General features: G+C 60.9%; 21 protein-coding genes. 9 read left to right on the top strand and 12 right to left on the bottom strand.

Annotated features, from left to right (window positions below):
* Both J2W17_RS21410 and J2W17_RS21405 read right to left on the bottom strand, forming a co-directional pair.
* Window positions 1–3,102 carry a multidrug efflux RND transporter permease subunit gene (locus tag J2W17_RS21410; RefSeq protein ID WP_307338893.1) on the bottom strand — a complete coding sequence of 1,034 codons (3,102 nt, stop codon included), beginning with the start codon at window positions 3,100–3,102 and terminating at the stop codon, window positions 1–3.
* Window positions 3,099–4,259 (bottom strand): efflux RND transporter periplasmic adaptor subunit, encoded by a 1,161-nt coding sequence (locus J2W17_RS21405; RefSeq protein ID WP_307338890.1) that lies wholly within the window; start codon window positions 4,257–4,259, stop codon window positions 3,099–3,101. The genes J2W17_RS21410 and J2W17_RS21405 overlap by 4 nt, the downstream gene beginning before the upstream one ends.
* 316 nt (window positions 4,260–4,575) lie before the next feature.
* Here J2W17_RS21405 and J2W17_RS21400 point away from each other — a divergent pair, with 316 nt between their 5' ends.
* Window positions 4,576–4,833: a hypothetical protein gene (locus J2W17_RS21400; RefSeq protein ID WP_150797371.1), complete on the top strand. Its 258-nt coding sequence runs from the start codon at window positions 4,576–4,578 to the stop codon at window positions 4,831–4,833.
* A 114-nt stretch (window positions 4,834–4,947) separates the two neighbouring features.
* Here J2W17_RS21400 and J2W17_RS21395 read toward each other — a convergent pair whose 3' ends face one another.
* From J2W17_RS21395 to norR, 5 genes are all read right to left on the bottom strand, one after another.
* Entirely contained in the window at window positions 4,948–5,697 is a 750-nt protein-coding gene (locus J2W17_RS21395) for a YkgJ family cysteine cluster protein (protein WP_307338886.1), read from the bottom strand.
* Between the two features lie 82 nt (window positions 5,698–5,779).
* Window positions 5,780–6,106 (bottom strand): hypothetical protein, encoded by a 327-nt coding sequence (locus tag J2W17_RS21390; protein WP_307338883.1) that lies wholly within the window; start codon window positions 6,104–6,106, stop codon window positions 5,780–5,782.
* A 179-nt stretch (window positions 6,107–6,285) separates the two neighbouring features.
* A complete protein-coding gene (locus tag J2W17_RS21385; protein ID WP_307339282.1) occupies window positions 6,286–6,744 on the bottom strand; it encodes a GNAT family N-acetyltransferase in 459 nt (152 codons plus the stop codon).
* A gap of 27 nt (window positions 6,745–6,771) precedes the next feature.
* Entirely contained in the window at window positions 6,772–7,674 is a 903-nt protein-coding gene (locus J2W17_RS21380; protein ID WP_307338880.1) for a chemotaxis protein CheV, read from the bottom strand.
* A 133-nt stretch (window positions 7,675–7,807) separates the two neighbouring features.
* Window positions 7,808–9,358, bottom strand: a complete 1,551-nt coding sequence (gene norR, locus J2W17_RS21375) for a nitric oxide reductase transcriptional regulator NorR (protein WP_307338876.1) — start codon at window positions 9,356–9,358, stop codon at window positions 7,808–7,810.
* Window positions 9,359–9,512: 154 nt separating this feature from the next.
* Between norR and hmpA the strand changes: the two genes are divergently transcribed.
* Window positions 9,513–10,694, top strand: a complete 1,182-nt coding sequence (gene hmpA, locus J2W17_RS21370) for an NO-inducible flavohemoprotein (RefSeq protein WP_307338873.1) — start codon at window positions 9,513–9,515, stop codon at window positions 10,692–10,694.
* Between the two features lie 130 nt (window positions 10,695–10,824).
* On the opposite strand, the gene J2W17_RS21365 is transcribed toward hmpA, so the two are convergent.
* The 5 genes from J2W17_RS21365 to J2W17_RS21345 form a co-directional block, all read right to left on the bottom strand.
* Window positions 10,825–11,481: a helix-turn-helix transcriptional regulator gene (locus tag J2W17_RS21365; protein ID WP_307338870.1), complete on the bottom strand. Its 657-nt coding sequence runs from the start codon at window positions 11,479–11,481 to the stop codon at window positions 10,825–10,827.
* A gap of 91 nt (window positions 11,482–11,572) precedes the next feature.
* Window positions 11,573–12,700, bottom strand: a complete 1,128-nt coding sequence (locus J2W17_RS21360) for an NAD(P)/FAD-dependent oxidoreductase (RefSeq protein ID WP_307338867.1) — start codon at window positions 12,698–12,700, stop codon at window positions 11,573–11,575.
* Between the two features lie 144 nt (window positions 12,701–12,844).
* Window positions 12,845–13,792, bottom strand: coding sequence for an ornithine cyclodeaminase family protein (locus J2W17_RS21355; RefSeq protein ID WP_307338864.1), 948 nt, complete (start codon window positions 13,790–13,792; stop codon window positions 12,845–12,847).
* Between the two features lie 248 nt (window positions 13,793–14,040).
* On the bottom strand, window positions 14,041–15,528 hold the full coding sequence (gene rhlB / locus J2W17_RS21350; protein WP_307338861.1) for an ATP-dependent RNA helicase RhlB: 1,488 nt from the start codon (window positions 15,526–15,528) through the stop codon (window positions 14,041–14,043).
* Between the two features lie 98 nt (window positions 15,529–15,626).
* Complete coding sequence (locus J2W17_RS21345) at window positions 15,627–16,283, bottom strand: alpha/beta hydrolase (RefSeq protein ID WP_307338858.1); 657 nt, start codon at window positions 16,281–16,283, stop codon at window positions 15,627–15,629.
* Window positions 16,284–16,750: 467 nt separating this feature from the next.
* Here J2W17_RS21345 and J2W17_RS21340 point away from each other — a divergent pair, with 467 nt between their 5' ends.
* The 7 genes from J2W17_RS21340 to J2W17_RS21310 all read left to right on the top strand — a co-directional run bounded on the left by J2W17_RS21340 (window position 16,751) and on the right by J2W17_RS21310 (window position 23,715).
* Entirely contained in the window at window positions 16,751–17,779 is a 1,029-nt protein-coding gene (locus tag J2W17_RS21340; RefSeq protein WP_307338855.1) for an amino acid ABC transporter substrate-binding protein, read from the top strand.
* A 65-nt stretch (window positions 17,780–17,844) separates the two neighbouring features.
* On the top strand, window positions 17,845–19,026 hold the full coding sequence (locus J2W17_RS21335) for an amino acid ABC transporter permease (protein ID WP_307338852.1): 1,182 nt from the start codon (window positions 17,845–17,847) through the stop codon (window positions 19,024–19,026).
* Between the two features lie 10 nt (window positions 19,027–19,036).
* Window positions 19,037–20,134, top strand: a complete 1,098-nt coding sequence (locus J2W17_RS21330) for an amino acid ABC transporter permease (protein ID WP_154978554.1) — start codon at window positions 19,037–19,039, stop codon at window positions 20,132–20,134.
* Between the two features lie 11 nt (window positions 20,135–20,145).
* Window positions 20,146–20,910: an amino acid ABC transporter ATP-binding protein gene (locus J2W17_RS21325; protein ID WP_064676004.1), complete on the top strand. Its 765-nt coding sequence runs from the start codon at window positions 20,146–20,148 to the stop codon at window positions 20,908–20,910.
* 254 nt (window positions 20,911–21,164) lie between these two features.
* Entirely contained in the window at window positions 21,165–21,824 is a 660-nt protein-coding gene (locus J2W17_RS21320) for a FadR/GntR family transcriptional regulator (RefSeq protein WP_307338845.1), read from the top strand.
* On the top strand, window positions 21,814–23,130 hold the full coding sequence (locus J2W17_RS21315) for a CynX/NimT family MFS transporter (RefSeq protein WP_307338842.1): 1,317 nt from the start codon (window positions 21,814–21,816) through the stop codon (window positions 23,128–23,130). The genes J2W17_RS21320 and J2W17_RS21315 overlap by 11 nt, the downstream gene beginning before the upstream one ends.
* A gap of 114 nt (window positions 23,131–23,244) precedes the next feature.
* Window positions 23,245–23,715: a nuclear transport factor 2 family protein gene (locus J2W17_RS21310; RefSeq protein WP_307338839.1), complete on the top strand. Its 471-nt coding sequence runs from the start codon at window positions 23,245–23,247 to the stop codon at window positions 23,713–23,715.
* The last annotated feature ends 11 nt before the right edge of the window (window positions 23,716–23,726 follow it).

Raw genomic sequence — 23,726 nt, 5'->3', positions numbered from 1 at the left:
TCAGTCTGTGGTCGCCAGCACCGGGACTGGTGCGGCTTTAGGCCGATGGAATAGCCGCTCGAGCCACAAGTATATGACCGGAGTGGTGAACAACGTCAGCGCCTGGCTCACCAGCAGGCCGCCGACGACCGCGATCCCCAACGGCTGGCGCAGTTCGGCGCCGGTGCCGTAGCCGAGCATCAGCGGCAGTGCGCCGAGCAGGGCGGCGAGGGTGGTCATGATGATCGGCCGAAACCGGGTGAGGCAGGCCTGGTAGATCGCCTCTTCCGCTGGCAGGCCGCCTTTGCGCTGGGCTTCGAGGGCGAAATCGATCATCAGGATGCCGTTTTTCTTGACGATCCCGATCAACAGCACAAGCCCGATCAGCGCCATGATCGAAAAGTCCTGGCCCCAGATCCATAGCATGATTACCGCGCCGAGCCCCGCCGACGGCAGGGTCGAGATGATCGTCAGCGGATGCACGAAGCTCTCGTAGAGCACGCCGAGAATGATGTACACCGCCACCAGCGCCGCGAGAATCAGCCACGGCTGGCTGGCCAGCGAACTCTGGAATGCCTGGGCCGCGCCCTGGAAATTACCGCTGATGGCCGTCGGCATGCCGATTTCGGCCTTGGCCTGATCGAGCATGATCACCGCATCGCCCAAGGCCACACCCGAGGCCAGGTTGAACGACAGATTGGCAGCCGGGAACATGCCGTCATGGGCAATGGACAGCGGGCCGATGGTCGGCGCATCGAATTTCGCCAGTGCCGAGAGCGGCACCATTTCACCGCTCAATGGCGAGCGCAGGTAGAAGTAGTTGAGGCTTTCGGCTTTGCCGCGTTGTTTGGTGTCCAGTTCCAGGATCACGTTGTATTGGTTGGTCTGGGTCTGGAATTCATTGATTTGCCGCTGGCCGAAGGCGTCGTACAGTGCTTCGTCGACATCACTGGCGGTCAGGCCGAAACGGGCCGCCGCGCTACGATCGATGTTGATGTGGGTAATGCTGCCGCCCAGTTGCAAGTCGTTGGACACGTCGCGAAAGGCCGGATTGCCGCGCAGTTTTTCCGTCAACCGCTGGGTCCAGGTGCTGAGGGTCGCGCCGTCGTTGCTCTTGAGCACGTATTGGTACTGGGCGCGACTCGGGCCGGAACTGAGGTTGATGTCCTGGCCGGCGCGCAAGTACAGCACGATGCCCGGCACCTTCATCAGTTGCGGACGAATCCGGTCGATGAACTCACTGGCAGAGACGTCGCGGTCGCCGCGTTTTTTCAGGGAGATCCAGAAGCGTCCGTTGGCGATGGTCTGGTTGCTGCCCGAGACGCCGACCGAGTGGGAAAACGCTTCCACGGCCGGATCGGCAGCGACGATTTCGGCCATCGCCAGGTGTTTTTTCACCATGTCGCCGTAGGAAATATCAGCGGCCGCCTCGGTGGTGCCGAGGACAAAGCCGGTGTCCTGCACCGGGAAGAAGCCCTTGGGGATAAAGATGTAACCGGTGATGGCCAGCACCAGGGACAGACCGAACACGCCGATCATCAACGTCTGATGGGCGAGGGCGCGGCGCAGGCCTTTTTCATACCACGCCAGCAAGCGTTCGCCGAAACCCGGTTTGTCATGGGCGTGGTGCACCGGCGCCCGCATGAACAGTGCCGCGAGGGTCGGCGCCAGCGTCAGGGACACCACCACTGAAATCATGATGGTCGAAGTCGCGGTCAGGGCGAACTCCTTGAACAATCGCCCGACCACGCCGCCCATGAACAGCAGCGGAATGAACGCCGCCACCAGAGAGAAACTGATCGAGACCACGGTAAACCCGATTTCGCCGGCGCCCTTGATCGCCGCTTCGCGCATGCCGTCGCCCGCCTCCAGGTGCCGGTGGATGTTTTCCACCACCACGATCGCATCGTCGACCACAAACCCCACGGCCACCACGATCGCCACCAGGGTCAGGTTGTTCAGGCTGAAGCCCATGATGTACATCAGGGCGAAACTGGCGATCAACGACACACCGAGCACGGCGGTGACGATCAGTGTCGCCGACAGTTGGCGCAGGAACATCGCCATCACCGCGACCACCAGCATGATCGCAATCAGCAAGGTGATTTCCACTTCGTGCAACGAGGCGCGGATGGTCTGGGTCCGGTCGACCAGCACCCCGACCTGGACCGAGGCGGGCAGCATGGCCTCCAGCGTCGGCAAGGCCGCCTGGATCCGGTCTACGGTCTCGACGATGTTGGCCCCCGGCTGACGGAAGATCACCAGGTTGACGCCCGGTTGATCCCCGGCCCAGGCCTGGACGTAGGCGTTTTCCGAGCCGTTGACCACTTTCGCGACATCTCTGAGATGAACAGGTGCACCGTCTTTGTAGGAAACGATGAGTTGGCTGTATTCCTCAGGGTGGAATAACTGGTCGTTGGTGGACAGGGTCGAAATGCTCGACTCACCGTACAACGCACCTTTGGCCAGGTTGAGGCTGGTCTGTTGCAACGCCAGGCGAATGTCCGCCAGGGTCAGGCCGATCGCGGCTAGTTTGTCCGCCGAAGCCTGGACGCGGATGGCCGGACGTTGCTGGCCGGTGATGTTGATCTGGCCTACGCCATCGATCTGGCTGATCTGACGGGAGAGCAGGGTTTCGACCAGGTCGCTGAGTTCCGTGCCAGGCATCCGGGTCGAGTTGATGCTGAGGATCAGCACCGGGCTGTCGGCCGGGTTGACCTTGCGCCAGGTGGGCAGGGTCGGCATGTCCTTGGGCAGTTTGCCGGCGGCGGTGTTGATCGCCGCCTGGACTTCCTGGGCGGCGGTGTCGATGCTTTTGTCGAGGGTGAACTGCAGGGTCAGGTTGGTCGAACCCAGGGCGCTGCTCGAGGTCATCTGGGTCACGCCGGGGATGGCACTGAATTGCACTTCAAGCGGTGTGGCGACCGACGATGCCATGGTTTCCGGACTGGCGCCGGGCAATTGTGCGGCCACCTGGATGGTCGGGAATTCAGCTTCCGGCAGCGGCGCGATCGGCAGGCGCGGAAAGGCGATGACACCGAGCAATACCAAGGCGAAAGTCAGCAGGATCGTCGCCACCGGATGATCGATGCACCACGCTGAAACCGAGCCATGACCCTTCATGGTTGTGCCTGCGATTGCACCACTTGGGGCGGTTCGGTCAGTACCTGGACGGTGGAACCTTGCTTGAGGCGCGACTGGCCATCACTGACCAGCACGTCACCCGGATGGACGCCTTTGATGATGTCCTGGCCGCTGCCTTGGTGGACCATTTGCACCTGGACCGTTTCGACTTTGTCACCCTTGACCCGGTAGACGAAATGTTGATCCAGGCCGCGTTGTACGACAGTGGGCGGAACCACCAGGGCGTCTTTATCCAGCGCCGTCTGAATCTTTACCGTCACCAGCAAGCCCGGCCAGAGTTTTTGCCCGGCGTTGTTGAATTCGGCCTTGGCGCGGATGGTTCCGGTGTTGGCGTTGATCTGGTTGTCGATCAGGGTCAGATGACCTTCACCCAGCAGGTTGCCGGTTTCGCCGTCAGTGTCGGCACCGATGTAGGCCTTGACCCGGGCTCGCTGTGGATCGTTGATCAAGCCCTGCAGGGTCGGCAGCATTTGCTGCGGCAGGGAGAACTCGACGGCGATGGGGTCGATCTGGGTCACGGTGAACAAGCCTTGGGTGTCGCTCATGCGCAGGAAGTTGCCTTCGTCCACCGTACGAATCCCGACGCGACCGCTGACCGGGGAGCGAATCTGCGTGTAGGAAAGCTGCACCTGGACGGCGTCGATGGAGGCCTGATTGCCCTGGGCGGTGGCCTTGAGTTGGTTGACCAGGGCTTGTTGCTGGTCGTAGGTCTGTTTGGAAACGCCGTCGTCGACGCTCAGCAATTTGTAGCGCTTGAGGTTGACCTGCGCGACCTGCAACTGCGCCTGACTTTCGCCCAACTGCGCCTTGGCCAGATCGAGACTGGCGCGGATCGAGCGGTCGTCGATGGTCGCCAGCAGGTCGCCTTCATTCACCAGCTGGCCTTCCTTGACCAGGATTCGGGTGAGAATGCCGTCGATCTGCGGGCGTACCACGACGCTGTGCAGGGACAATACCGAGCCGATGCCACTGACGTAACGAGGCACATCTTTTTCGACGACGGCGACCACCCGCACGGGGATGGCGGTGGGGGCGGCCAGTTTTGCCGTGGCGGGCTTGGTGAGGTACCAGGTGCCCAGCGCTGCCAGTGCTATCAGCAGACCGACGAACACGGCGGTTTTTTTCTGAATTCGCATGCGAGTGGGGCGCCGGGCTGGGTGGTCGGAGTTTTGTCTGGTGTATACCTTCCTTTATAAACCTGTTTGCCCGTCAGGAAGGTGACCGGTAACTGACGGCGCTGTCAGTTTGGGGGTTGTGGTGACTGTAATGGCCCCCTGTAGGAGCGAGCTTGCTCGCGAAGGACGTTAACGATAACGCAGGCTGCCTGGATGAACGCGGTGCCTGGACGTTTTTCGCGAGCAAGCTCGCTCCTACAGGATCGTGGGGAGGTATACTGCCGCCTTTCGCGGCTCGCTGACCGGGCCCGACTCTATTGCATCACCCGGAGCTTTCATGACTTCCCCGACACAACCGCCGGTTGCCGACGCCTCGAGCGACGACCAGGCAGACCTGCCAGACAGCGTCGACTCCAGCGCAGACAGCGAAACCAAAGCCGCGATTCCTGCGTTCAAGTTCCCGTTCAAACCGGGCGAACTGGCCGCAGCGAAGAATGCCAGTCAGCCCTGGTACAAGAATGGCGCGAAGAATGGCCATACCAAGACGCCGGGCGCTGCGCCTCCCGGGACTCGTCGTTCGATGGGCAAGCGTTAAGGTTTAAGTTCTGCGGTGTCTGGTCTGCCGCCTTCGTCGGAACGCCGCCCGGAGCAAGCCCGCTCCGGGCGGCGTTCCGACGAAGACGGCATCACAGGCGACACACCTTTCGAATCAAGCCGCCCGCAACGAAATAAACGCATAATTCAACGGCTCATCAGTCGCCACCTGCGCCCCAGCCTCCAGCACTTGCCCGGCGATTTCATCGCCAGACACATGGAACGTCCATTCGCTGCCCCAGTCATCCAGCGTCTTCCCAGCCACCTGGTCGATCACTGAAGCAAACGCCGCCATGTCCGGCAGGTAAGCGGTGAAGCCATCGCCTTTCAGTGCTGTCGTGCGAATACCCAGTAACGCGCAAATGGCATCCTTGGTCTGAATCTCATCGCGATCCGCCTGACGGGAGTGCTGGATCAATTCCCCCAACGCCTGATCCACCAATTCACCACCCACAATCAGATCCGGCCCTTTTTCCCATGACTCGGGGGGACATTCCTTCATCGTTGTATTCAGGGGGATATGCGGATTGATTTCCATCGGATAGATACGGCACACCAGCGGTCGGCGCTCGTAAATGCGGCAGCGTTTGTCTTCGTCAAGATTCCGGCAAGGGCCGGCGTTGTAGGCGGCAAAGGTGATCGCCACGCAGGCCTCGGATGCACCGCTGCGAACCCGCGCCGAACGGCGTTCGGCGTGTTCGCGTTGCTCCATTGGCAGACCCAGGCCATTGCTCAGGAAACCTTCCACCAGCACGATGACCTGACCGCCGTCGGCCGCCCACATCCGGCTCTCGGCCAGGGTCAGGGGGACGTGGTGGTCGTTGCAGCACTTGCCGCACCCTACGCAGGAAAACGTCGTATTCATTGAGCAGCCGGTCGCATGTGAGACATGAAATGGCGACAGAAAGCCACCGTTGAGGCGGGTGTCGAAGCAAGTAATGCGCCAGTCACTGCGCCTTGGCGGTTGGGCGGATGGAGTTCCACTCGGTCACGTAGGCGGTTTTGCTTTTTTTGTTGAACAGGCACAGCTCGGTGCCTTGCTGGCCTTTCATGTGTTTTTGCGGGTATTGGCCTTGCAGCAGCACTGCGGTGTAGCCGACCCGGTCATCGAACTGTGCGGCGTCGCCGACGGGTTTGGCATTTTTCAGGCCGCTGGCCTTGGTGCACCCGGCGAGCACGGCTTTGTCGTAGGCCGCCCAGGCGTCGGGGCTGGAGGCGTGGGCCTGGGTGGCGAGGACGGTGAGGCAGAGGAAGGTCAAGGTGGCAGGTTTCATGGTTGAGGCATCCTTGGGCATTTGGTTGGCCGAATGCCTGGAGTATGCCTGATGGTTGTGTGTTGAATGTGTCGGCCACTTCGCGGGCAAGCCACGCTCCCACAGGTTTTGTGTCGTATTCATCCTTCGCGAACGACATACATCCTGTGGGAGCGTGGCTTGCCCGCGATGGCGGTGTGTCAGACCGGAACCGGTTCCCGGCGGACCACATACATCCCGGCACTTTCATACAACCGCTGAGCCCGAAGATTGCTCTCCAATACCTTCAAATCCACATAACCTTCGCGCCGCTGCTGAAACACGCTGAAAGCATGCAGCAGCAAAGCGCGTCCCAATCCCTGGCCCTGAACTCGCGGATGCACCACCAGGTTCTTGATAAAGGCGCTGGTCCAGCATTGGCACACGCCCACGATGCCATCGGCATCCTGGGCGATGAAGCACAAGGCCGGATCGTACTCGGGGTCGGTTTCGAAACGCTGTTGCCAGACCTCCAGCGCCGGCACGCGACCGCCACCTTCCTGATGGCCCCGTTGCATCAAGTGATGCACGGCATGCGCCAGTTCGGGGTGGTAGGCGCTCAGGACAATCCCTTGAGGCCAGGTGATAACGGGCAGAGCCTCGGCCAGGTTGCGCCGCAGCAGAAAGTAAAAATTCCCGATCAAGGCTCAATGACCTTGTTCGGCGACGGCCTTGGCCGCTTCGATCAGGCATTTGGTCAGTTCTGGCGAGGAGAACTTGGTGAGTACCGCATTGGCCCCGGCCAATCGGGCTTTTTCGCTGTTCATGGCACTGTTCAGCGAGGTGTGCAGCAGCACATAAAGGTGCGAGAAGTCCGGCGTCTCGCGCAGGGTGCGGGTAAAGGCATAACCATCCATCTCCGACATTTCGATGTCCGAGACGATCAGGTTGATCTGCTGGGCGGTGCCTTGCAGGTCCAGCAGGCAGTCGATGGCTTCCCTGGCGCTGCGCGCGGTGTGGCATTGCAGCCCGAGGTTGCGCAGGGTGTGCACCGATTGTTGCAGGGCAACCTGGCTGTCATCGACCACCAGGATCCGTGCATTGCCGAGGATTTCGGCATCTTCCATGCTCAATTCGGTCGGAGCCGTTTCGATCTGCGCCGGGGCGATGCCGTGGATGACTTTTTCGATGTCGAGCACCTGCACCAGGGTGCCGTCGACCGAAGTCACGCCGGTGATGTACGAACGCACACCGCCGGAACCGAAGGGGGGTGGACGGATGTCGGTGGACAGGCAATGGACGATCTTGCTCACTGCCTGAACGTGCAGGCCCTGCTTGGAGCGGCTGACATCGGTGACGATCAGGCAGCCACCGTTCGGGTCTTCCAGGGGCCGCTCGCCGATGGCGCGGCTGAGGTCGATCACCGACAGTGCAGTCCCGCGCAGGGTGGCGATGCCTTTGACGTGGGGGTGCGATTCCGGCAACCGTGTCAGAGGCGGGCAGGGGATGATTTCGCTGACTTTCAGCAGATTGATCGCCATCAGCTTGCCGCTGCGCAAGGTAAACAGCAAAAGCGATAGTGAGTCTGCGCGGGCGTTGTTGGAGGACATAAAAACCTTCTGGGGAAAAAGGTGGGGTTGGCGATCGCGGGATCGCCGACAACTATCAATGCCGGGTTATCGACTTGTCGGGGGCAGGCTTTAGGCCAAATACCCAAAGGATGAATACTGCGGCGAGGTGTTCTCATTTCATGCCCAGTCTTTTGGCCATCCGCCCAAGATTCGCCCGGTCCAGGCCCAGCTCCCGCGCCGCACTCGCCCAATTGTTGTGATGGCGTTCCAGGCAGGCGCCGATCAATTGGCGCTGATAATGTTCGGTGGCCTCGCGTAGATCCCCCGACACCAATGCCACGGGGGCCGCTGTCGGTTGCTCGGATACGACTTCAACACTGCCATTGGGCAAATCCAGGTCTGCTGCACTCAAGCTGAGGATCTTCGGCCGTTCCTTGCAGTTACCCAAGGCTTTCAGCGCACTGCGGCCGATCAAGTGCTCCAGTTCCCGCACATTCCCTGGCCACGCATACGCCAGCAATGCAGCCTGGGCGTCGTTGCTCAGGCGCAGGCTGTTGAGCCCCATGCGCGAGCGGTTCTGCTCCAGGAAAAAGCCGCTGAGCAGCAGCACATCGCGCCCGCGATCGCGCAATGCCGGCACCAGCAATGGGTAGACACTCAGCCGGTGGTAAAAGTCGGCGCGGTAGCGACCGCTGCGCACTTCCTCGGCCAGGTCGCGATTGGTCGCGGCAATCAATCGCACGTCAACCTGATGCTCCGTGTCCGAGCCCAGGCGCTGCAGCTGACCGCTTTGCAAGACGCGTAGCAATTTGGCCTGCACTGTCAGGGACAGCTCGCCGACTTCATCGAGGAACAGCGTGCCGCCATTGGCCAATTCGAACTTGCCGCGCCGATCGTTCATCGCTCCGGTAAAGGCCCCGCGGACGTGACCAAACAGTTCACTCTCCACCAGTGTCTCCGGCAATGCGGCGCAGTTGAGGCTGATGATCGGCTTGTCGGCCCGGGGCGATGCGGCGTGGATGGCCTGGGCCACCAGCTCCTTGCCGACCCCGGTTTCGCCGGTGATCAGCACGGTCAGATCGCTGCCGCCCACCAGATTGATCTCTTCCACCAACCGTTTGTGGGCCTTGCTCTGGCCGATCATCTCGCGGTTCTGCTGGCCGCTGGCCTGGCGATACACCTCTGCGCGCTGATGTTCGTCTTCGACACGATTGGCCAGGCGTTCGATGCGCTCGGCGGCGTTGACCGTGGCGGCAGCGAGGCTGGCGAAGGCTTGCAGGGCGTCCAGTTCGATCGGTTCGAAGCGCTCGGGGTCGAGTGCATCGAGGGTCAGCAACCCCCAGGGGCGTTCGTCGATAAACAGCGGGCAGCCGATGCAGTCGTGGACTTCCAGATGCTCCTCAAGGCCATCGACCAGACCGTCGTAGGGGTCGGGCAAATCACTGTCGGCAGCGAACCGGGTTGGCCCCGGGCTGCTGAGCAAGGCTTCGAATCGCGGGTGCTCGCTGATCTTGAAACGTCGACCGAGGGTGTCGGTGCTCAACCCGTCGACGGCCAGCGGCACCAGCCATTCGCCATCGATGCGCAGCAGGGCCGCGGCATCGCAAGGCAGCAGGGCACGCATGGCTTCGAGCAGGCGCCGATAGCGCTCGCCTTCGGGCAGTTCGCGGGACAGGTCCGAGACCAGAGGCAGCAGGGCGGTCAACAGGGATTTTGCAGTCATAGTGACTCCATGTAGTCGGTATGACTATAAGGCAGGCTGTGTCTTTATGACTATAAAATTATTAAGTTGTTGATTTATAACGGTTTAATTGTTGGCATGAAAACTGATTGTTCTAGGTCATCCAGATAGAAACCCGTCGTTCAGGAGTCATTTAATGCTTAGCGTTCAAGACCGTGCAATCGTCAAATCTACCGTGCCGTTGCTGGAAAGCGGTGGCGAAGCCTTGATCACTCACTTCTACCGCATGATGCTCTCCGAATACCCGGAGGTGCGTCCATTGTTCAACCAGGCTCACCAGGCCAGCGGCGATCAGCCCCGTGCCTTGGCCAACGGTGTCCTGATGTATGCGCGACACATCGACCAGCTCGACCAACTGGGCGATCTGGTGGCCAAGATCATCAACAAGCATGTCGCCCTGCAGATTCTGCCGGAACACTACCCGATCGTCGGCAGCTGCCTGCTGCGCGCCATCTCCGAAGTGCTGGGTGACGAGATCGCCACGCCGCAAGTAATGGCCGCCTGGGGTGCGGCCTACGGTCAATTGGCCGACATCCTGATCGGTGCCGAAACCAGCATCTACGATCAGAAAGAACAGGCGCCCGGCGGCTGGCGCGGGGCGCGGGAATTCATCGTGGTGGCCAAGGTTGAAGAGAGCGCGGAAATCACTTCGTTCTACTTCGAACCAGCGGACAAAGGCGCCATTCTGGCGGCAGAACCCGGCCAGTACATCGGCATGAAGCTGATCCTCGATGGCGAAGAGATTCGCCGTAATTATTCGCTGTCGGCCCTGGCCAACAAAGGCCAGTACCGCATCAGCGTCAAGCGCGAAGAGGGCGGCCGCGCCTCCAATCACCTGCACGATCAGCTGCATGTCGGTTCCAGCATCCAGCTGTTTCCGCCATCGGGCGAGTTCACCCTGACAGCCAGCGACAAGCCGTTGGTGCTGATCAGCGGTGGCGTCGGCATCACCCCGACCCTGCCGATGCTCGAAGCCGCGCTGGCGACCGAGCGCCCGGTGCACTTTATCCACTGCGCTCGCAACGGCAGCGTCCATGCCTTCCGCGACTGGATCGACGGCCTGGCCGAGCGTCATCCGCAGCTCAAGCGTTTTTATTGCTACGACGAAGATGACGGTGTCAGCCCGGCGGCGGACAAGGTCGGGCTGTTGAGCCAGGAGCAACTGGGCGAGTGGTTGCCGCAGCAGCGCGACCTGGATGCCTACTTTCTTGGGCCTAAAGGGTTCATGACGGCGGTCAAGGGGCACCTCAAGGCCTTGGGCGTACCGGAGAAGCAAAGCCGCTACGAGTTCTTCGGGCCGGCTTCGGCATTGGAATAAGCTCCGGGTACCCGTAGGCGCCCGGCTTGCCGGCGATAGCGATCTTGAAGACGCCTTCGCCGGCAAGCCGGCTCCTACAGGTTCCGATTCGCATCAAATCCCGTGATCTGCGCGGACCGGCCTGTTCGTATCACCCCTTCAATTCCTTCAAATGCTTGTACACCGTCGCCCGCCCCATGTTCAGCACGTTCGCCACATAGTTGGAGGCACTTTTGCCTTTGAAGGCGCCTTCGGCGTGCAGGGCCAGCACCAGTTCGCGTTTGTGGTCGCGGGTCAGCAGGTTCAGGCTCAGTTGGCGCTCGCGCAGCCAGGCGTGGAGGAAGGTATTGATCCGCTCCTGCCAGTCATCGCGAAACAGTGAATCCGGTTGCGGAATCAACTTGCTCGGCGACAGGAACAGATCCAGCGCCGCCTTGGCATTCTCGAACAGCGAAATATTCAGATTGATGCACAGCACGGCCAGCGGATGACCTTCGCTGTCGCGCAGCACACTGCTGAGGCTGCGAATTTTCTGACCATCCCAATTGAGCTTTTCGTAAGGCCCGATGTTGCGTTCGCTGACGTCGTCGCTGAGCATGTCCTCCAGCGCCGAATCGTCACCGATTTCCCGTTTCGACAGGTTATTGGCGATGTAGTCGACCTTTTGCGTGCGCAGATCGTGCAGCACCACTTCGGCGTGAGGGAAGAACAGCGTGGCGATGGCATCGGCAATCGCCCGGAAGTTGTCCAGCGGCAAACGCGACTGCGCAGAGCCATTCAGGGCCGGATCTTGTTCGTGGGCGTTCATAATGGAGCTCCAGGCAGCATCTGCACCCCTGTGAAAGAGGGGTGCTGGAAGTGTGCCGCAATCGTGGCGAGACGTCACCTGAGGACGCCGCTCAGCCCAGGCGGGCGGGGGAGAGCATGGCGGCGCTCAGGCCAAAACGTGTGAGTTGTTCGGGCAAGGCTTCACCGCGAACCAGTGCGGCGCTCGCCTGGCCCATGGCGGGCGAGGTCTGGATGCCGTAGCCGCCTTGTGCCGCGACCCAGAACAATCCGGGTACCTGCGGATCGAAGCCGGACAGCAAATCGCCATCAGATACGAAGCTGCGCAGGCCGGCCCAGGTTCGGGTCGGTCGGCGGATGGTCAGGGTGGTGGCTTCTTCGATCTGGTAGATGCCCATCGCGATGTCCAGCTCTTCGGGCTGAACGTCGTGGGGTTCCACCGGGTCGGCGTTGGCCGGCGAGCCGAGGAACATGCCGGCGTCGGGTTTCATGTAGAACGATTCGTCGAGACTGACCAGCATCGGCCAGTGGTGGATGTCCATGCCTTCGGGACCAGCGAAGATGAAGGCCGCGCGCCGTTTCGGTTGCAGGCCCAGTGGCCTGGCGCCTGCCAGCTCACCGATCTTGTCGGCCCAGGCGCCTGCGGCGTTGATGATGATCGGGGCGCTGAACGTCTGGCCGTTGGTTTGCACCTGCCACATGCCTTCGGCATCACGGGTCAGACTCAGGACTTCGCAATCGGTATGCACCTCACCCTGATTGCGGCGGATACCGCGCAGGTACCCCTGGTGCAAGGCATCGGTGTCGATATCGCTGGCGGTCGGGTCGTAGATCGCGCCGTGGACTTTTTCCCGGCGCAGGATCGGCAGGCACGCGCAGGCTTCGTCGGCGTTGAGCAGTTGCATCTCCGGCACTGTAGCTTTGGCACTGAGGTATTGCTTGTTCAGTTCAGCCGGATCACCAGTGAAATCCACGGTCATCTCGCCGCGCGGGGTCAGCAGCGGGTGTTCGCAGAAACCGGCGGGTGGGGCGTCGAAGAACTCACGGCTGGCCTGGGTCAACGCTCGGACTTGAGGTGTGCCATAGGCTGCGGTGAACAAGGCAGCCGAGCGTCCGGTGGAATGGTAGGCCGGATGGGATTCGCGCTCGAGCACAATCACCCGGGCTTGCCGGGACAGCCAGAAGCCGGTGGAAGCGCCGGCAATCCCGCCGCCGATGATGATGTAGTCTGCCTGGCTCATGAACGTCTCCTGTCGAGCGCAAATGCCGATGGTGTCGGTGCCCCCTGTAGGAGCCGGCTTGCTGGCGATGCAGGCGCCGCGGTTTCCAGGTTAACCGCGGTGATGCTATCGCCAGCAAGCCGGCTCCTACAGGGGTTGGTGGTGTTAGGGATGCAGGTGGTAGATGGCGTTAGCCAGCGCAATGTCTTCCAGGCCCAGGCCAATGGAGCGGAAGAACACATGCCGGTCGTAGTCCGGGCGCTGGACTTTTCCGCTGAGCAGATCGGGCAGGTCGCCGACAATCGCGCGCTTGTCCCAGCCATGCCGTTCACCGGCAATCAGCATCTCGCCGGCAGCCCCCGGCGTGGTCAGGCGATAGTCGCAGAACACTTGCATGTCATTGAGGCTCTGCGGCGGCACTTCGTGCGCGCGTGGGGCGTTGGTGCTGATCGAAGTGATCAGCGCCGGCTTGCTCAACTCGCCAGGATCGATCACCGGACCTGCAGACGAGGTGCAGAGCAGGATGACATCGGCGTCCCGGACGGCCGCTTCGCGACTGTCGACGACAGTCAGCCGCGGGTCGAGGGCGCGCAGCGATGCCAATGCTTCGGCGTTCTTGCCGCCCAGGCTCGGCGAGTAGAGGCTGATGCTCTGCCAGTCGCGCAGGCCCTTGACGTAGTGCAGATGCGCCTGGGCCACCTTGCCGCTGCCGATAATCGCCAGGCGCTGCGCCTTGGGCGGCGCGAGGGCATCAACCGCCACGGCTGTCGTCGCCGCAGTGCGGGCAGTGGTCAGTTCGCCGGCATCGCACAGCAGCAATGGCTGGCCGGTCTGCATCGACATCAACAGTGTCCAGGCTGTCACCAGCGGACCTTGTTCACGCACGATGTAAGGCGAAGTCTTGACCCCGTAAACGCTATCTTCCGCCAGCACGCCCAGATAGTTGATGAAGTCGCCGGCACCCTGGGGAAACTCCACCAGTTGCTGCGCCGGCTGCACCGCTTGCCCGGCGGCCAGGTCGCGAAACAATTTACGCAGGATCTGTGGCACGTCGACCTGTGCCAGCAGTTCGCGGGCCTGATGTTGGGTGATCACGTAAGGCGTACTAGACATGGCAGGCTCCGCAGTGGATAAACTAATTTGTCCATTATGGACTTTTAGTTGTATCGAGCAAGCGCCTTTTGTAGGAGCGAGCTTGCTCGCGAAAAACTCAAGGACGCGGAGGGGCATCTGGTTTTACGCGTTATCGTTCACGACCATCGTCGGAACGCCGCCCGGAGCAAGCTCGCTCCTACAGTGATTTCGGGACGAAAAAAAAGCGCAGTCCGTTTCCGGCTGCGCCTTTTTTCAATGCGCCGCAGTTACTGACGCTTGCGCTCTACCGCTCGCAGCAGATGCGTCGGTGGCGTTTCACAGCTGATCTTGCGGCCCAGCAGCGCCTCGATGGACGGCAGCTGGTAGGAGTCGTCTTCACCGGCAAAACTGATGGAGACACCCTCGGCGCCGGCCCGACCGGTACGGCCGATGCGGTGCACGTAGTCGTCCGGGACTTCCGGCAAGGTGAAGTTGATCACATGGCTGATGCCGTCGATGTGAATGCCGCGACCGGCCACGTCGGTGGCGACCAGCACGCGGATCTTGCCTTCGCGGAAGCCTTCCAGGGTCTTGATGCGCTTGTGCTGCGGCACATCGCCGGACAACTGCGCGGCATTGACGCCATCGCGCACCAGGCGCTCTTCGATGCGTCGCACTTCATCCTTGCGGTTGGCGAACACCATCACCCGCTCCCAACCGTTGTCGTTGACCAGGTTGTAGAGCAGTTTGTACTTGTCGGCACCGGCTACGGCGTAGATGTGCTGTTCGACGTTTTCGCTGGCCACGTTCTGCGACTCGATCTCGACGATCGATGGGTCGGTGGTCCATTGCTTGGCCAGGTTCATCACGTCTTCGGTGAAGGTCGCGGAGAACAGCAGCGTCTGGCGTTCGTTCTTCGGCGGAGTCTGGCGAATGATCTGACGCACTTGTGGGATGAAACCCATGTCGAGCATCCGGTCGGCTTCATCCAGGACCATGACTTCGACCATGTCCAGGTGCACGTCGCCGCGCTGGTTGAAGTCCAGCAAACGGCCCGGAGTGGCGACGAGGATGTCGCAATGACGGGCTTCGAGATGCTTGAGCTGCTTGTCGAAGTCCATGCCGCCCACGAACGTCATGACGTTGAGGCCGGTGTATTTGGTCAGGTCGGCTGCGTCCTTGGCGATCTGCACCACCAGTTCCCGGGTCGGCGCGATGATCAGCGCCCGCGGCTCACCCATGTAGCGCTCTTTCGGCGGCGGGGTCTGCAGCAACTGGGTGATGATCGAAATCAGGAACGCGGCGGTTTTGCCTGTGCCGGTCTGGGCGCGACCGATGGCGTCTTTGCCTGCGAGGGTAAAGCCCAGTACCTGCGCCTGGATCGGCGTGCAATACGGGAAGCCCAGGTCCTGGATGGCATGCATCAGTTCGGGGGCGAGTTTGAAATCGTGGAAGCGGGTTTTGCCTTCCTGGGGTTCGACGGCGAAGTCTTCGAGTTTCCAGGGGATGACCGGTGCTTTCGGCTTGGGTTCGCGACGTGGTTTTGCAGGTTTCGCGGCTTCGCTGAGCGGTTCTTCGGCATCGACGGCCGGGGCGGGTTGGACGGCCGGCGTGGGCATCGGCGCGTGCTTCGGTACCGCTGCGGCTGCGGTCCGGCCAGGCTGATGACCGTCGGTGCGGTGGCTGGGGAGGTGAGACGGAGCGCTGGAGACTGGCGCGAGTTGCTCAGTCTCGCTTTTACCGAACATTTTCTTGAGTGCTTTGAGCACGGTCATCTCATCAATTGATTAAGGAATATACGCCGGCCAGTGTAATGCAAGAATCAGGCGCGGCGTAGGGGGATGGATCAATGGGCTGCTTTTCACATGAACGGTTAACGCAAACGCCCGGCGAGCCACACGCCGATGTCGCGAATCTCTTCGGGTAACACTTCGTGACCCATTGGGTATTCCTGCCATGTCACGGTGACACCACGCTGTTTCAAATGCTCGTAGGCGGTCCGGCCCATGGAATTCTGCACCACGTCATCGTACTGGCCATGCAAGGACAGCACGGGAATGCGCTGCTGGCTGGCGGAAAGCTCCAGTTCGTCGTTGAAGGTCGGTGCATAGGTCGAGAGGGCGAGTACGCCACCCAACGGCCCCTGCCATTTCACAAACGCGGTGTGCAAGACCACGGCACCGCCTTGGGAAAATCCGGCCAGAAAGATACGCGAGGCGTCTATTCCGCCAGCCTTCTGCTCTTCGATCAAATCAAAAACCCGTTGCGCGGACACTTCCAGCTGCTCGCGGCTGATCGCGCGCGCCGGGCTCATGGCCAATATGTCGTACCAGCTCGGCATCTCGTAACCGCCATTGATGGTGACGGCGCGGGTCGGTGCCTGGGGCAGAACGAAGCGGGTGCTCAGCAGTACTTCCTGAAGCGCTTCGGCCACCGGCAGGAAGTCATAGCGGTCGGCGCCCAGGCCGTGCAGCCAGATAACGCACGCGTCTGCGGGCTTGACGGGTTCAAGAATCAAGGGCTCGGTCATGGGTGCTCCATATATGTGCGTGCGCTCTCGATCAGTGCGAGATCCGGGGGCGCGTCTGGTTGATCAGTTAAGAAGATGTCGCAAGGCTACAAGTTTTGCTATTGACCTGTCGCTGAAGCGCTTTCTCGAGCGCTCTGGTACGGGCTTTGCTATGGGGAACCGGTGCAACCGATCCCGCGCCTGGCGGTAACACTATCAGTGTACTGCTGGCTGTGGGAGAGCAAAAAATCCGGTGATGGATGTTCGCCAGTGGCCGCTACGGGCTTCGCGAACGTGAAAGGGCTACAGCCCGTTCGGCCGATTGGTGAGAAGTGAGAGGTCCATGATGTGGATTTTCTCCTACTAGACTCATGGCGCAGGTCCGACGTCGCTTGACCCCAAAAAAAGCCAACACGGGTCTACAACGCCTCACAAGGGTGCGACAGGACTTACGCTCCGACACAACAAGAGCAAAACTGGAGGTTTGAATGAAGATGTTGAAATCCACCCTGGCCGTCGTGACTGCAGCCGCAGTGCTCGGCGTCAGTGGGTTCGCTCAGGCGGGTGCGACCCTGGATGCAGTGCAGAAAAAAGGTTTTGTACAGTGCGGTGTCAGTGACGGTCTGCCGGGCTTCTCGGTTCCAGACTCCACTGGCAAGATCATCGGGATCGACGCCGACGTCTGCCGTGCTGTGGCCGCTGCCGTATTCGGCGACGCGACCAAGGTCAAATTCAGCCAACTGAACGCCAAGGAGCGCTTCACCGCGCTGCAGTCCGGCGAAATCGACGTGCTGTCGCGCAACACCACCTGGACCAGCTCCCGTGATTCGGGCATGGGCCTGGTGTTTGCCGGCGTGACTTACTACGACGGCATCGGCTTCCTGGTGAACAACAAGCTGGGCGTGAAAAGTGCCAAAGAGCTCGACGGCGCCACCATCTGCATTCAAGCCGGTACCACCACTGAACTCAACGTTTCCGACTACTTCCGCGGCAACGGTCTGAAATACACCCCGATCACCTTCGACACCTCCGATGAAAGCGCCAAGTCGCTGGAATCCGGTCGTTGCGACGTGCTGACGTCCGACAAATCCCAGCTCTACGCACAACGCAGCAAGCTGGGCACGCCGACCGACTACGTCGTTCTGCCGGAAACCATCTCCAAGGAGCCTCTGGGCCCCGTCGTGCGTAAAGGCGACGAAGAATGGTTCAGCATTGTGAAGTGGACCCTGTTCGCCATGCTCAACGCTGAAGAAATGGGCATCACCCAGAAAAACGTCGAAGCGGAAGCCAAAGCCACCAAGAACCCGGACGTCGCTCGTCTGCTGGGCGCTGACGGTGAATACGGCAAAGACCTGAAAGTGAAGAAAGACTGGGTCGTGCAAATCGTCAAGCAAGTGGGCAACTACGGTGAAGTGTTCGAGAAAAACCTCGGCAAGAGCACGCCACTGGCCATCGACCGCGGGCTGAACGCCCTGTGGAACAACGGCGGCATTCAATACGCACCACCAGTGCGCTGATGGTTCTATCACCCGGTGGGCCAACCGCCGGGTGATGTTCTGTTCCATTCTTTGCGGGGCACTTCATGCAAAATTCAATCGGCGCACCAAAGCAGAGGCTGAGCCTCAGCGATCCAAAAGTGCGTGCGTGGCTATTTCAGATCATCACCATTGTGGCGGTGGTCTCGATGGGCTGGTACCTGTTCGACAATACGCAGACCAACCTTGAGCACCGGGGCATTACCTCCGGTTTCAGCTTCCTGGAGCGCAGTGCCGGTTTCGGTATCGCTCAACACCTGATCGACTACACCGAATCGGACAGCTATGCCCGGGTGTTTGTCATCGGCCTGCTCAATACGCTGCTGGTGACCTTCATCGGCGTGATCCTGGCGACGATCCTCGGGTTCATCGTCGGTGTGTCGCGGCTGTCGAAAAACTGGATCATTGCCAAGCTGGCGACGGTGTATGTCGAAGTTTTCCGTAACATTCCGCCGCTGCTGCAGATCCTGTTCTGGTACTTCGCGGTCTTCCTGACCATGCCGGGGCCGCGCAACAGCCATAACTTCGGCGACACCTTCTTTGTCAGCAGTCGCGGCCTGAACATGCCGGCGGCATTGGCGGCGGACGGTTTCTGGCCATTTGTGGCGAGCATTGGCGTGGCCATTGTCGCCATCGTGCTTGTGAACCGATGGGCCACCAAACGCTTCGAAGCGACCGGCGTGCCATTCCACAAGTTCTGGGCCAGCCTGGCGCTGTTTCTGCTGATCCCGGCGCTGTGCGCATTGATCTTCGGTGCGCCGGTGCATTGGGAAATGCCGCAGCTCAAGGGCTTCAACTTCGTCGGCGGCTGGGTGCTGATCCCGGAACTGCTGGCGCTGACCCTGGCCCTGACCGTATACACCGCGGCGTTCATCGCCGAGATCGTGCGTTCGGGCATCAAGTCGGTCAGCCACGGCCAGACCGAAGCGGCGCACTCGCTGGGTCTGCGCAACGGTCCGACCCTGCGCAAAGTGATCATCCCGCAAGCCCTGCGCGTGATCATTCCGCCGCTGACCAGCCAATACCTGAACCTGGCGAAGAACTCCTCGCTGGCGGCCGGTATCGGTTATCCGGAGATGGTCTCGCTGTTTGCCGGCACGGTACTGAACCAGACCGGGCAGGCGATCGAGGTGATTGCGATCACCATGAGTGTGTACCTGGCGATCAGTATCAGCATTTCCCTGCTGATGAACTGGTACAACAAGCGCATTGCGCTGATCGAGCGGTAAGGAAAAGCGCATGACGACTCATACTTTCAAACCTGACATGCCACCGCCGAACCGCAGTATCGGCGTGGTGGCGTGGATGCGCGCCAACATGTTCTCCAGTTGGCTCAACACCCTGTTGACCCTGTTCGCCTTCTATCTGATCTACCTGGTGGTCCCGCCGATCCTGGGCTGGGCGATTCTCGACGCCAACTGGGTCGGCACCAGCCAGGCCGACTGCACCAAGGACGGCGCTTGCTGGGTGTTCATCCAGCAACGCTTCGGCCAATTCATGTATGGCTACTACCCGGTGGACTTGCGCTGGCGCGTGGACCTGACCGTGTGGCTGGCGGTGATCGGCGTGGCCCCGTTGTTCATCTCGCGCTTCCCGCGTAAAGCGGTGTACGGGCTGAGCTTTCTGGTGCTGTACCCGATCATTGCCTGGTGCCTGCTGCACGGCGGCGTGTTCGGCCTTACCCAGGTGGCGACCAGCCAGTGGGGCGGCCTGATGCTGACCCTGGTGATCGCCACCGTAGGCATTGCCGGTGCATTGCCGCTGGGGATTGTGTTGGCGCTGGGGCGGCGTTCGAACATGCCGGCGATTCGGGTGGTCTGCGTGACTTTCATCGAATTCTGGCGCGGCGTGCCGTTGATCACGGTGCTGTTCATGTCCTCGGTGATGCTGCCGTTGTTCCTGCCCGAAGGCATGAACTTCGACAAACTGCTGCGGGCGCTGATCGGCGTGATCCTGTTCCAGTCGGCCTACGTGGCCGAAGTGGTGCGCGGCGGTCTGCAAGCGATTCCCAAAGGTCAGTACGAAGCGGCCGCGGCAATGGGCCTGGGTTACTGGCGCAGCATGGGCCTGGTGATCCTGCCGCAAGCCCTGAAGCTGGTGATCCCCGGCATCGTCAACACCTTCATCGCGCTGTTCAAGGACACCAGCCTGGTGATCATCATCGGCCTGTTCGACTTGCTCAACAGCGTCAAACAAGCCGCCGCCGACCCGAAATGGTTGGGCATGGCCACCGAAGGCTATGTGTTCGCGGCCCTGGTGTTCTGGATTTTCTGTTTTGGCATGTCCCGCTACTCCATGCATTTGGAACGTAAGCTGGACACTGGTCACAAGCGTTAGGAGCGTAGTTTATGAGTGAAGCGATCAAACAGCCTGTGAGCCCTGAAGGCATTATTCAGATGCAGGGCGTGAACAAGTGGTATGGCCAGTTCCATGTGTTGAAAGACATCAACCTCAACGTCAAGCAGGGCGAGCGAATCGTGCTGTGCGGACCGTCGGGCTCCGGCAAATCCACCACCATCCGCTGCCTCAACCGCCTGGAAGAACACCAGCAGGGCCGTATCGTGGTCGATGGCGTGGAACTGACCAACGATCTCAAGCAGATCGAATCGGTGCGCCGTGAAGTCGGTATGGTGTTCCAGCACTTCAACCTGTTCCCGCACCTGACCATCCTGCAGAACTGCACCCTGGCGCCGATGTGGGTACGCAAGATGCCCAAGCGCAAGGCCGAGGAAATCGCCATGCACTACCTGGAGCGCGTGCGCATTCCGGAGCAGGCGCATAAATACCCGGGGCAACTGTCCGGTGGTCAGCAGCAACGCGTGGCGATTGCCCGGGCGCTGTGCATGAAACCGAAAATCATGCTGTTCGACGAACCGACCTCGGCGCTCGACCCGGAAATGGTGAAAGAGGTACTGGACACCATGATCGGTTTGGCCGAAGACGGCATGACCATGCTCTGCGTGACCCACGAAATGGGCTTCGCCCGCACTGTGGCCAATCGCGTGATCTTCATGGACAAGGGTGAGATCGTCGAACAAGCGGCGCCGAACGACTTCTTCGATAACCCGCAGAATGACCGGACCAAGTTGTTCCTGAGCCAGATCCTGCATTGATCGGCGCTTGGCGGTGAAATAAACCCGGACCTGTTCCGGGTTTATTTTTGCCCGCAGAAACACGCATTTCCCCTTGTAGGAGCTGGCTTGCCAGCGAAGGCGATATTCCATCCAGCATCAACGGTGACTGATACACCGCTTTCACTGGCAAGCCAGCTCCTACAGGGGCCATGAAGCGCCGGGTTGCCCGAACGGGCAAAGCTGACTAACATGTCAGAAAATTCATCCTATGATTGGATGAAAGGGCGAATTCCATGTCAGACATGTCTCCATTAATCAAACGGTCCCTGGTCGATCAGGCGCTGGACCAGTTGCGTCAGCGCATCAATGCTGGCACCTGGACCATCGGCCAGCGCCTGCCCACCGAACCTGAGCTGTCTGCCGAACTGGGCATCAGCCGCAACACCGTGCGCGAAGCCATGCGTGTGTTGGCGTTTTCCGGTCTGATCGAGATCCGTCAGGGCGACGGCAGTTACCTGCGGGCAGTCATTGACCCGCTGGACACCATGAAAGCCCTGTCCCGCTGCTCCCCCGAGCAGGCGCGGGAGACCCGGCACATCCTGGAAGTCGAAGCCATTGGCCTGGCGGCGTTGCGCCGCACCGATGAAGACCTGGTGGCATTGCGCGATGCGCTAGGCGTCAGCGGCAGTCACTACCACGGTGATCTCGACACCTACATCGCCTGCGATCTGGTGTTCCACCGGCGTCTGGTGGATGCCGCCCACAACCCGACCCTCAGCGAGCTGTATCGCTATTTCTCCAGCATCGTCGGCGCGCAGTTGCGCCAGACCCTGAACATCTCACCCCGACGCCAGGCGGTGTTCGACCTTCATGTCGAACTGCTCGATGCCGTCGAGCAACGCGACCCGGAACGGGCCAAAGCCCTGTCGAGGCAGTTGATCAATGAACCTTGAAACCGAGAAACCCATGTCCTCCCGCCAGACCGGCAAAAGCAGTATTACCGAGCGCAAGCGTACGGCGGAGCTCGAAGAGCTGTTGATCGACGCCGAGGTCGATGACGAACAGGTTCAGCAAACACATCCTGTCCTGCGGCGGCCAGGGTTGTTGTTGCTCGGCCTGATTCTGGTGGCGCTGAATTTACGTCCAGCGTTGTCGAGCATGGCGCCGATGCTCAGCGAGGTCTCGAAAACCCTCGGGTTATCGGCTGCCCAGGCCGGTTTGCTGACGACCTTGCCAGTACTTTGCCTCGGTCTGTTCGCGCCCTTGGCGCCGCTGCTGGCACGACGTTTTGGTGCCGAGCGAGTGGTGCTGGGGATTCTTCTGATGCTGGCCGGCGGGATCATTTTGCGCAGCTCGTTCGGTGAAGTCGGTTTGTTCGCCGGCAGCGTGCTGGCCGGCGCCAGCATCGGGGTGATCGGCGTGCTGCTGCCCGGTATTGTCAAGCGCGACTTTCCGAAACAGGCCGGCACCATGACCGGCGTCTACACCATGGCTCTGTGCCTGGGCGCGGCCATGGCGGCTGGCGCGACCGTGCCCTTGAGCGAACATTTCGACAAAAGCTGGGCCTTGGGCCTCGGCTTCTGGGTAGTTCCAGCGTTGGTCGCGGCGATTTTCTGGCTGCCGCAAGTCGGTCAGAAACATGGCGCGCATCATGTTGCCTATCGGGTCCGAGGGTTGTTGCGGGATCCGCTGGCCTGGCAAGTGACCTTTTACATGGGCCTGCAATCGTCTTTGGCCTACATCGTGTTTGGCTGGCTGCCGTCGATACTGATCGGGCGCGGTCTGACGCCAACCCAGGCCGGTCTGGTGTTGTCGGGTTCGGTGCTTATCCAGTTGATCAGCTCGCTGGCAGCACCCTGGCTGGCAACGCGTGGCAAGGATCAGCGACTGGCGATCGTGATCGTGATGACCATGACCCTCGGCGGTTTGTTCGGTTGCCTGTATGCACCGCTCGATGGCTTGTGGGGCTGGGCAATCCTGCTGGGGTTGGGGCAAGGCGCTACGTTCAGCCTGGCATTGACCCTGATCGTGTTGCGTTCGCGGGACGCCCATGTCGCCGCCAACCTGTCGAGCATGGCCCAGGGCTTCGGTTACACCCTGGCTTCCATGGGGCCGTTCGCGGTGGGCATCGTGCATGACTGGACCGGCGGCTGGACCGCCCTGGGCTGGATTTTCGGCGTGATCGGCCTCGGCGCGATCATTGCCGGTCTCGGTGCCGGGCGTTCATTGTACGTCGGGGTGGTCAGCGAGAAGGTCTGACGCCCCGCGCACTATCGGTATTCGGCCCGCGAATGCCAATAGTGTTCTGCCCCCTGGCAGACTATGGTGCAGGCAATCTAACGTCGTCATCCTGCGAACCCGGGGAGCCTGCCCATGAGTGATGCCCATAACGCATTGATCACCCAGTTCTACCAAGCCTTTCAGCGGCTCGATGCCGAGGCCATGAGTGCCTGCTACACCGATGACGTGGTGTTCAGCGATCCGGCGTTCGGTGAGTTGCGCGGCCGTGATGCCGGTGACATGTGGCGCATGCTCACCACCCGGGCCAAGGATTTCTCCCTGACATTCGACAATGTCCGCAGCGATGAACTCACCGGCAACGCGCACTGGGTGGCGACCTACCTGTTCAGCCAGACCGGCAATACCGTGGTCAATGACATTCAGGCGCGTTTCGTGTTTCGCGACGGCAAGATTTGCGAGCATCACGACAGTTTCGATATATGGGCCTGGTCCCGACAGGCGCTGGGTTTCAAAGGACTGCTGCTGGGTTGGACGCCCGCGGTGAGAAACGCTGTTCGTGCGCAGGCGTTGAAGGGGCTGAAGGCATTCCAGGCCAGTCGCTGATAAGATCACTG

Origin of the sequence: Pseudomonas lini, assembly GCF_030812475.1 — a bacterium.
Lineage (GTDB): Bacteria > Pseudomonadota > Gammaproteobacteria > Pseudomonadales > Pseudomonadaceae > Aquipseudomonas > Aquipseudomonas lini_A.
This window is presented reverse-complemented; position numbering and strand designations above follow the sequence as displayed.

Bases quoted from the DNA above. Each gene is read 5' to 3' on its own strand.
- J2W17_RS21410 (WP_307338893.1), bottom strand. From the start codon at position 3,102: ATGAAGGGTCATGGCTCGGTTTCAGCGTGGTGCATCGATCATCCGGTG.
- J2W17_RS21405 (WP_307338890.1), bottom strand. From the start codon at position 4,259: ATGCGAATTCAGAAAAAAACCGCCGTGTTCGTCGGTCTGCTGATAGCA.
- J2W17_RS21400 (WP_150797371.1), top strand. From the start codon at position 4,576: ATGACTTCCCCGACACAACCGCCGGTTGCCGACGCCTCGAGCGACGAC.
- J2W17_RS21395 (WP_307338886.1), bottom strand. From the start codon at position 5,697: ATGAATACGACGTTTTCCTGCGTAGGGTGCGGCAAGTGCTGCAACGAC.
- J2W17_RS21390 (WP_307338883.1), bottom strand. From the start codon at position 6,106: ATGAAACCTGCCACCTTGACCTTCCTCTGCCTCACCGTCCTCGCCACC.
- J2W17_RS21380 (WP_307338880.1), bottom strand. From the start codon at position 7,674: ATGTCCTCCAACAACGCCCGCGCAGACTCACTATCGCTTTTGCTGTTT.
- norR (WP_307338876.1), bottom strand. From the start codon at position 9,358: ATGACTGCAAAATCCCTGTTGACCGCCCTGCTGCCTCTGGTCTCGGAC.
- hmpA (WP_307338873.1), top strand. From the start codon at position 9,513: ATGCTTAGCGTTCAAGACCGTGCAATCGTCAAATCTACCGTGCCGTTG.
- J2W17_RS21365 (WP_307338870.1), bottom strand. From the start codon at position 11,481: ATGAACGCCCACGAACAAGATCCGGCCCTGAATGGCTCTGCGCAGTCG.
- J2W17_RS21360 (WP_307338867.1), bottom strand. From the start codon at position 12,700: ATGAGCCAGGCAGACTACATCATCATCGGCGGCGGGATTGCCGGCGCT.
- J2W17_RS21355 (WP_307338864.1), bottom strand. From the start codon at position 13,792: ATGTCTAGTACGCCTTACGTGATCACCCAACATCAGGCCCGCGAACTG.
- rhlB (WP_307338861.1), bottom strand. From the start codon at position 15,528: ATGACCGTGCTCAAAGCACTCAAGAAAATGTTCGGTAAAAGCGAGACT.
- J2W17_RS21345 (WP_307338858.1), bottom strand. From the start codon at position 16,283: ATGACCGAGCCCTTGATTCTTGAACCCGTCAAGCCCGCAGACGCGTGC.
- J2W17_RS21340 (WP_307338855.1), top strand. From the start codon at position 16,751: ATGAAGATGTTGAAATCCACCCTGGCCGTCGTGACTGCAGCCGCAGTG.
- J2W17_RS21335 (WP_307338852.1), top strand. From the start codon at position 17,845: ATGCAAAATTCAATCGGCGCACCAAAGCAGAGGCTGAGCCTCAGCGAT.
- J2W17_RS21330 (WP_154978554.1), top strand. From the start codon at position 19,037: ATGACGACTCATACTTTCAAACCTGACATGCCACCGCCGAACCGCAGT.
- J2W17_RS21325 (WP_064676004.1), top strand. From the start codon at position 20,146: ATGAGTGAAGCGATCAAACAGCCTGTGAGCCCTGAAGGCATTATTCAG.
- J2W17_RS21320 (WP_307338845.1), top strand. From the start codon at position 21,165: ATGTCAGACATGTCTCCATTAATCAAACGGTCCCTGGTCGATCAGGCG.
- J2W17_RS21315 (WP_307338842.1), top strand. From the start codon at position 21,814: ATGAACCTTGAAACCGAGAAACCCATGTCCTCCCGCCAGACCGGCAAA.
- J2W17_RS21310 (WP_307338839.1), top strand. From the start codon at position 23,245: ATGAGTGATGCCCATAACGCATTGATCACCCAGTTCTACCAAGCCTTT.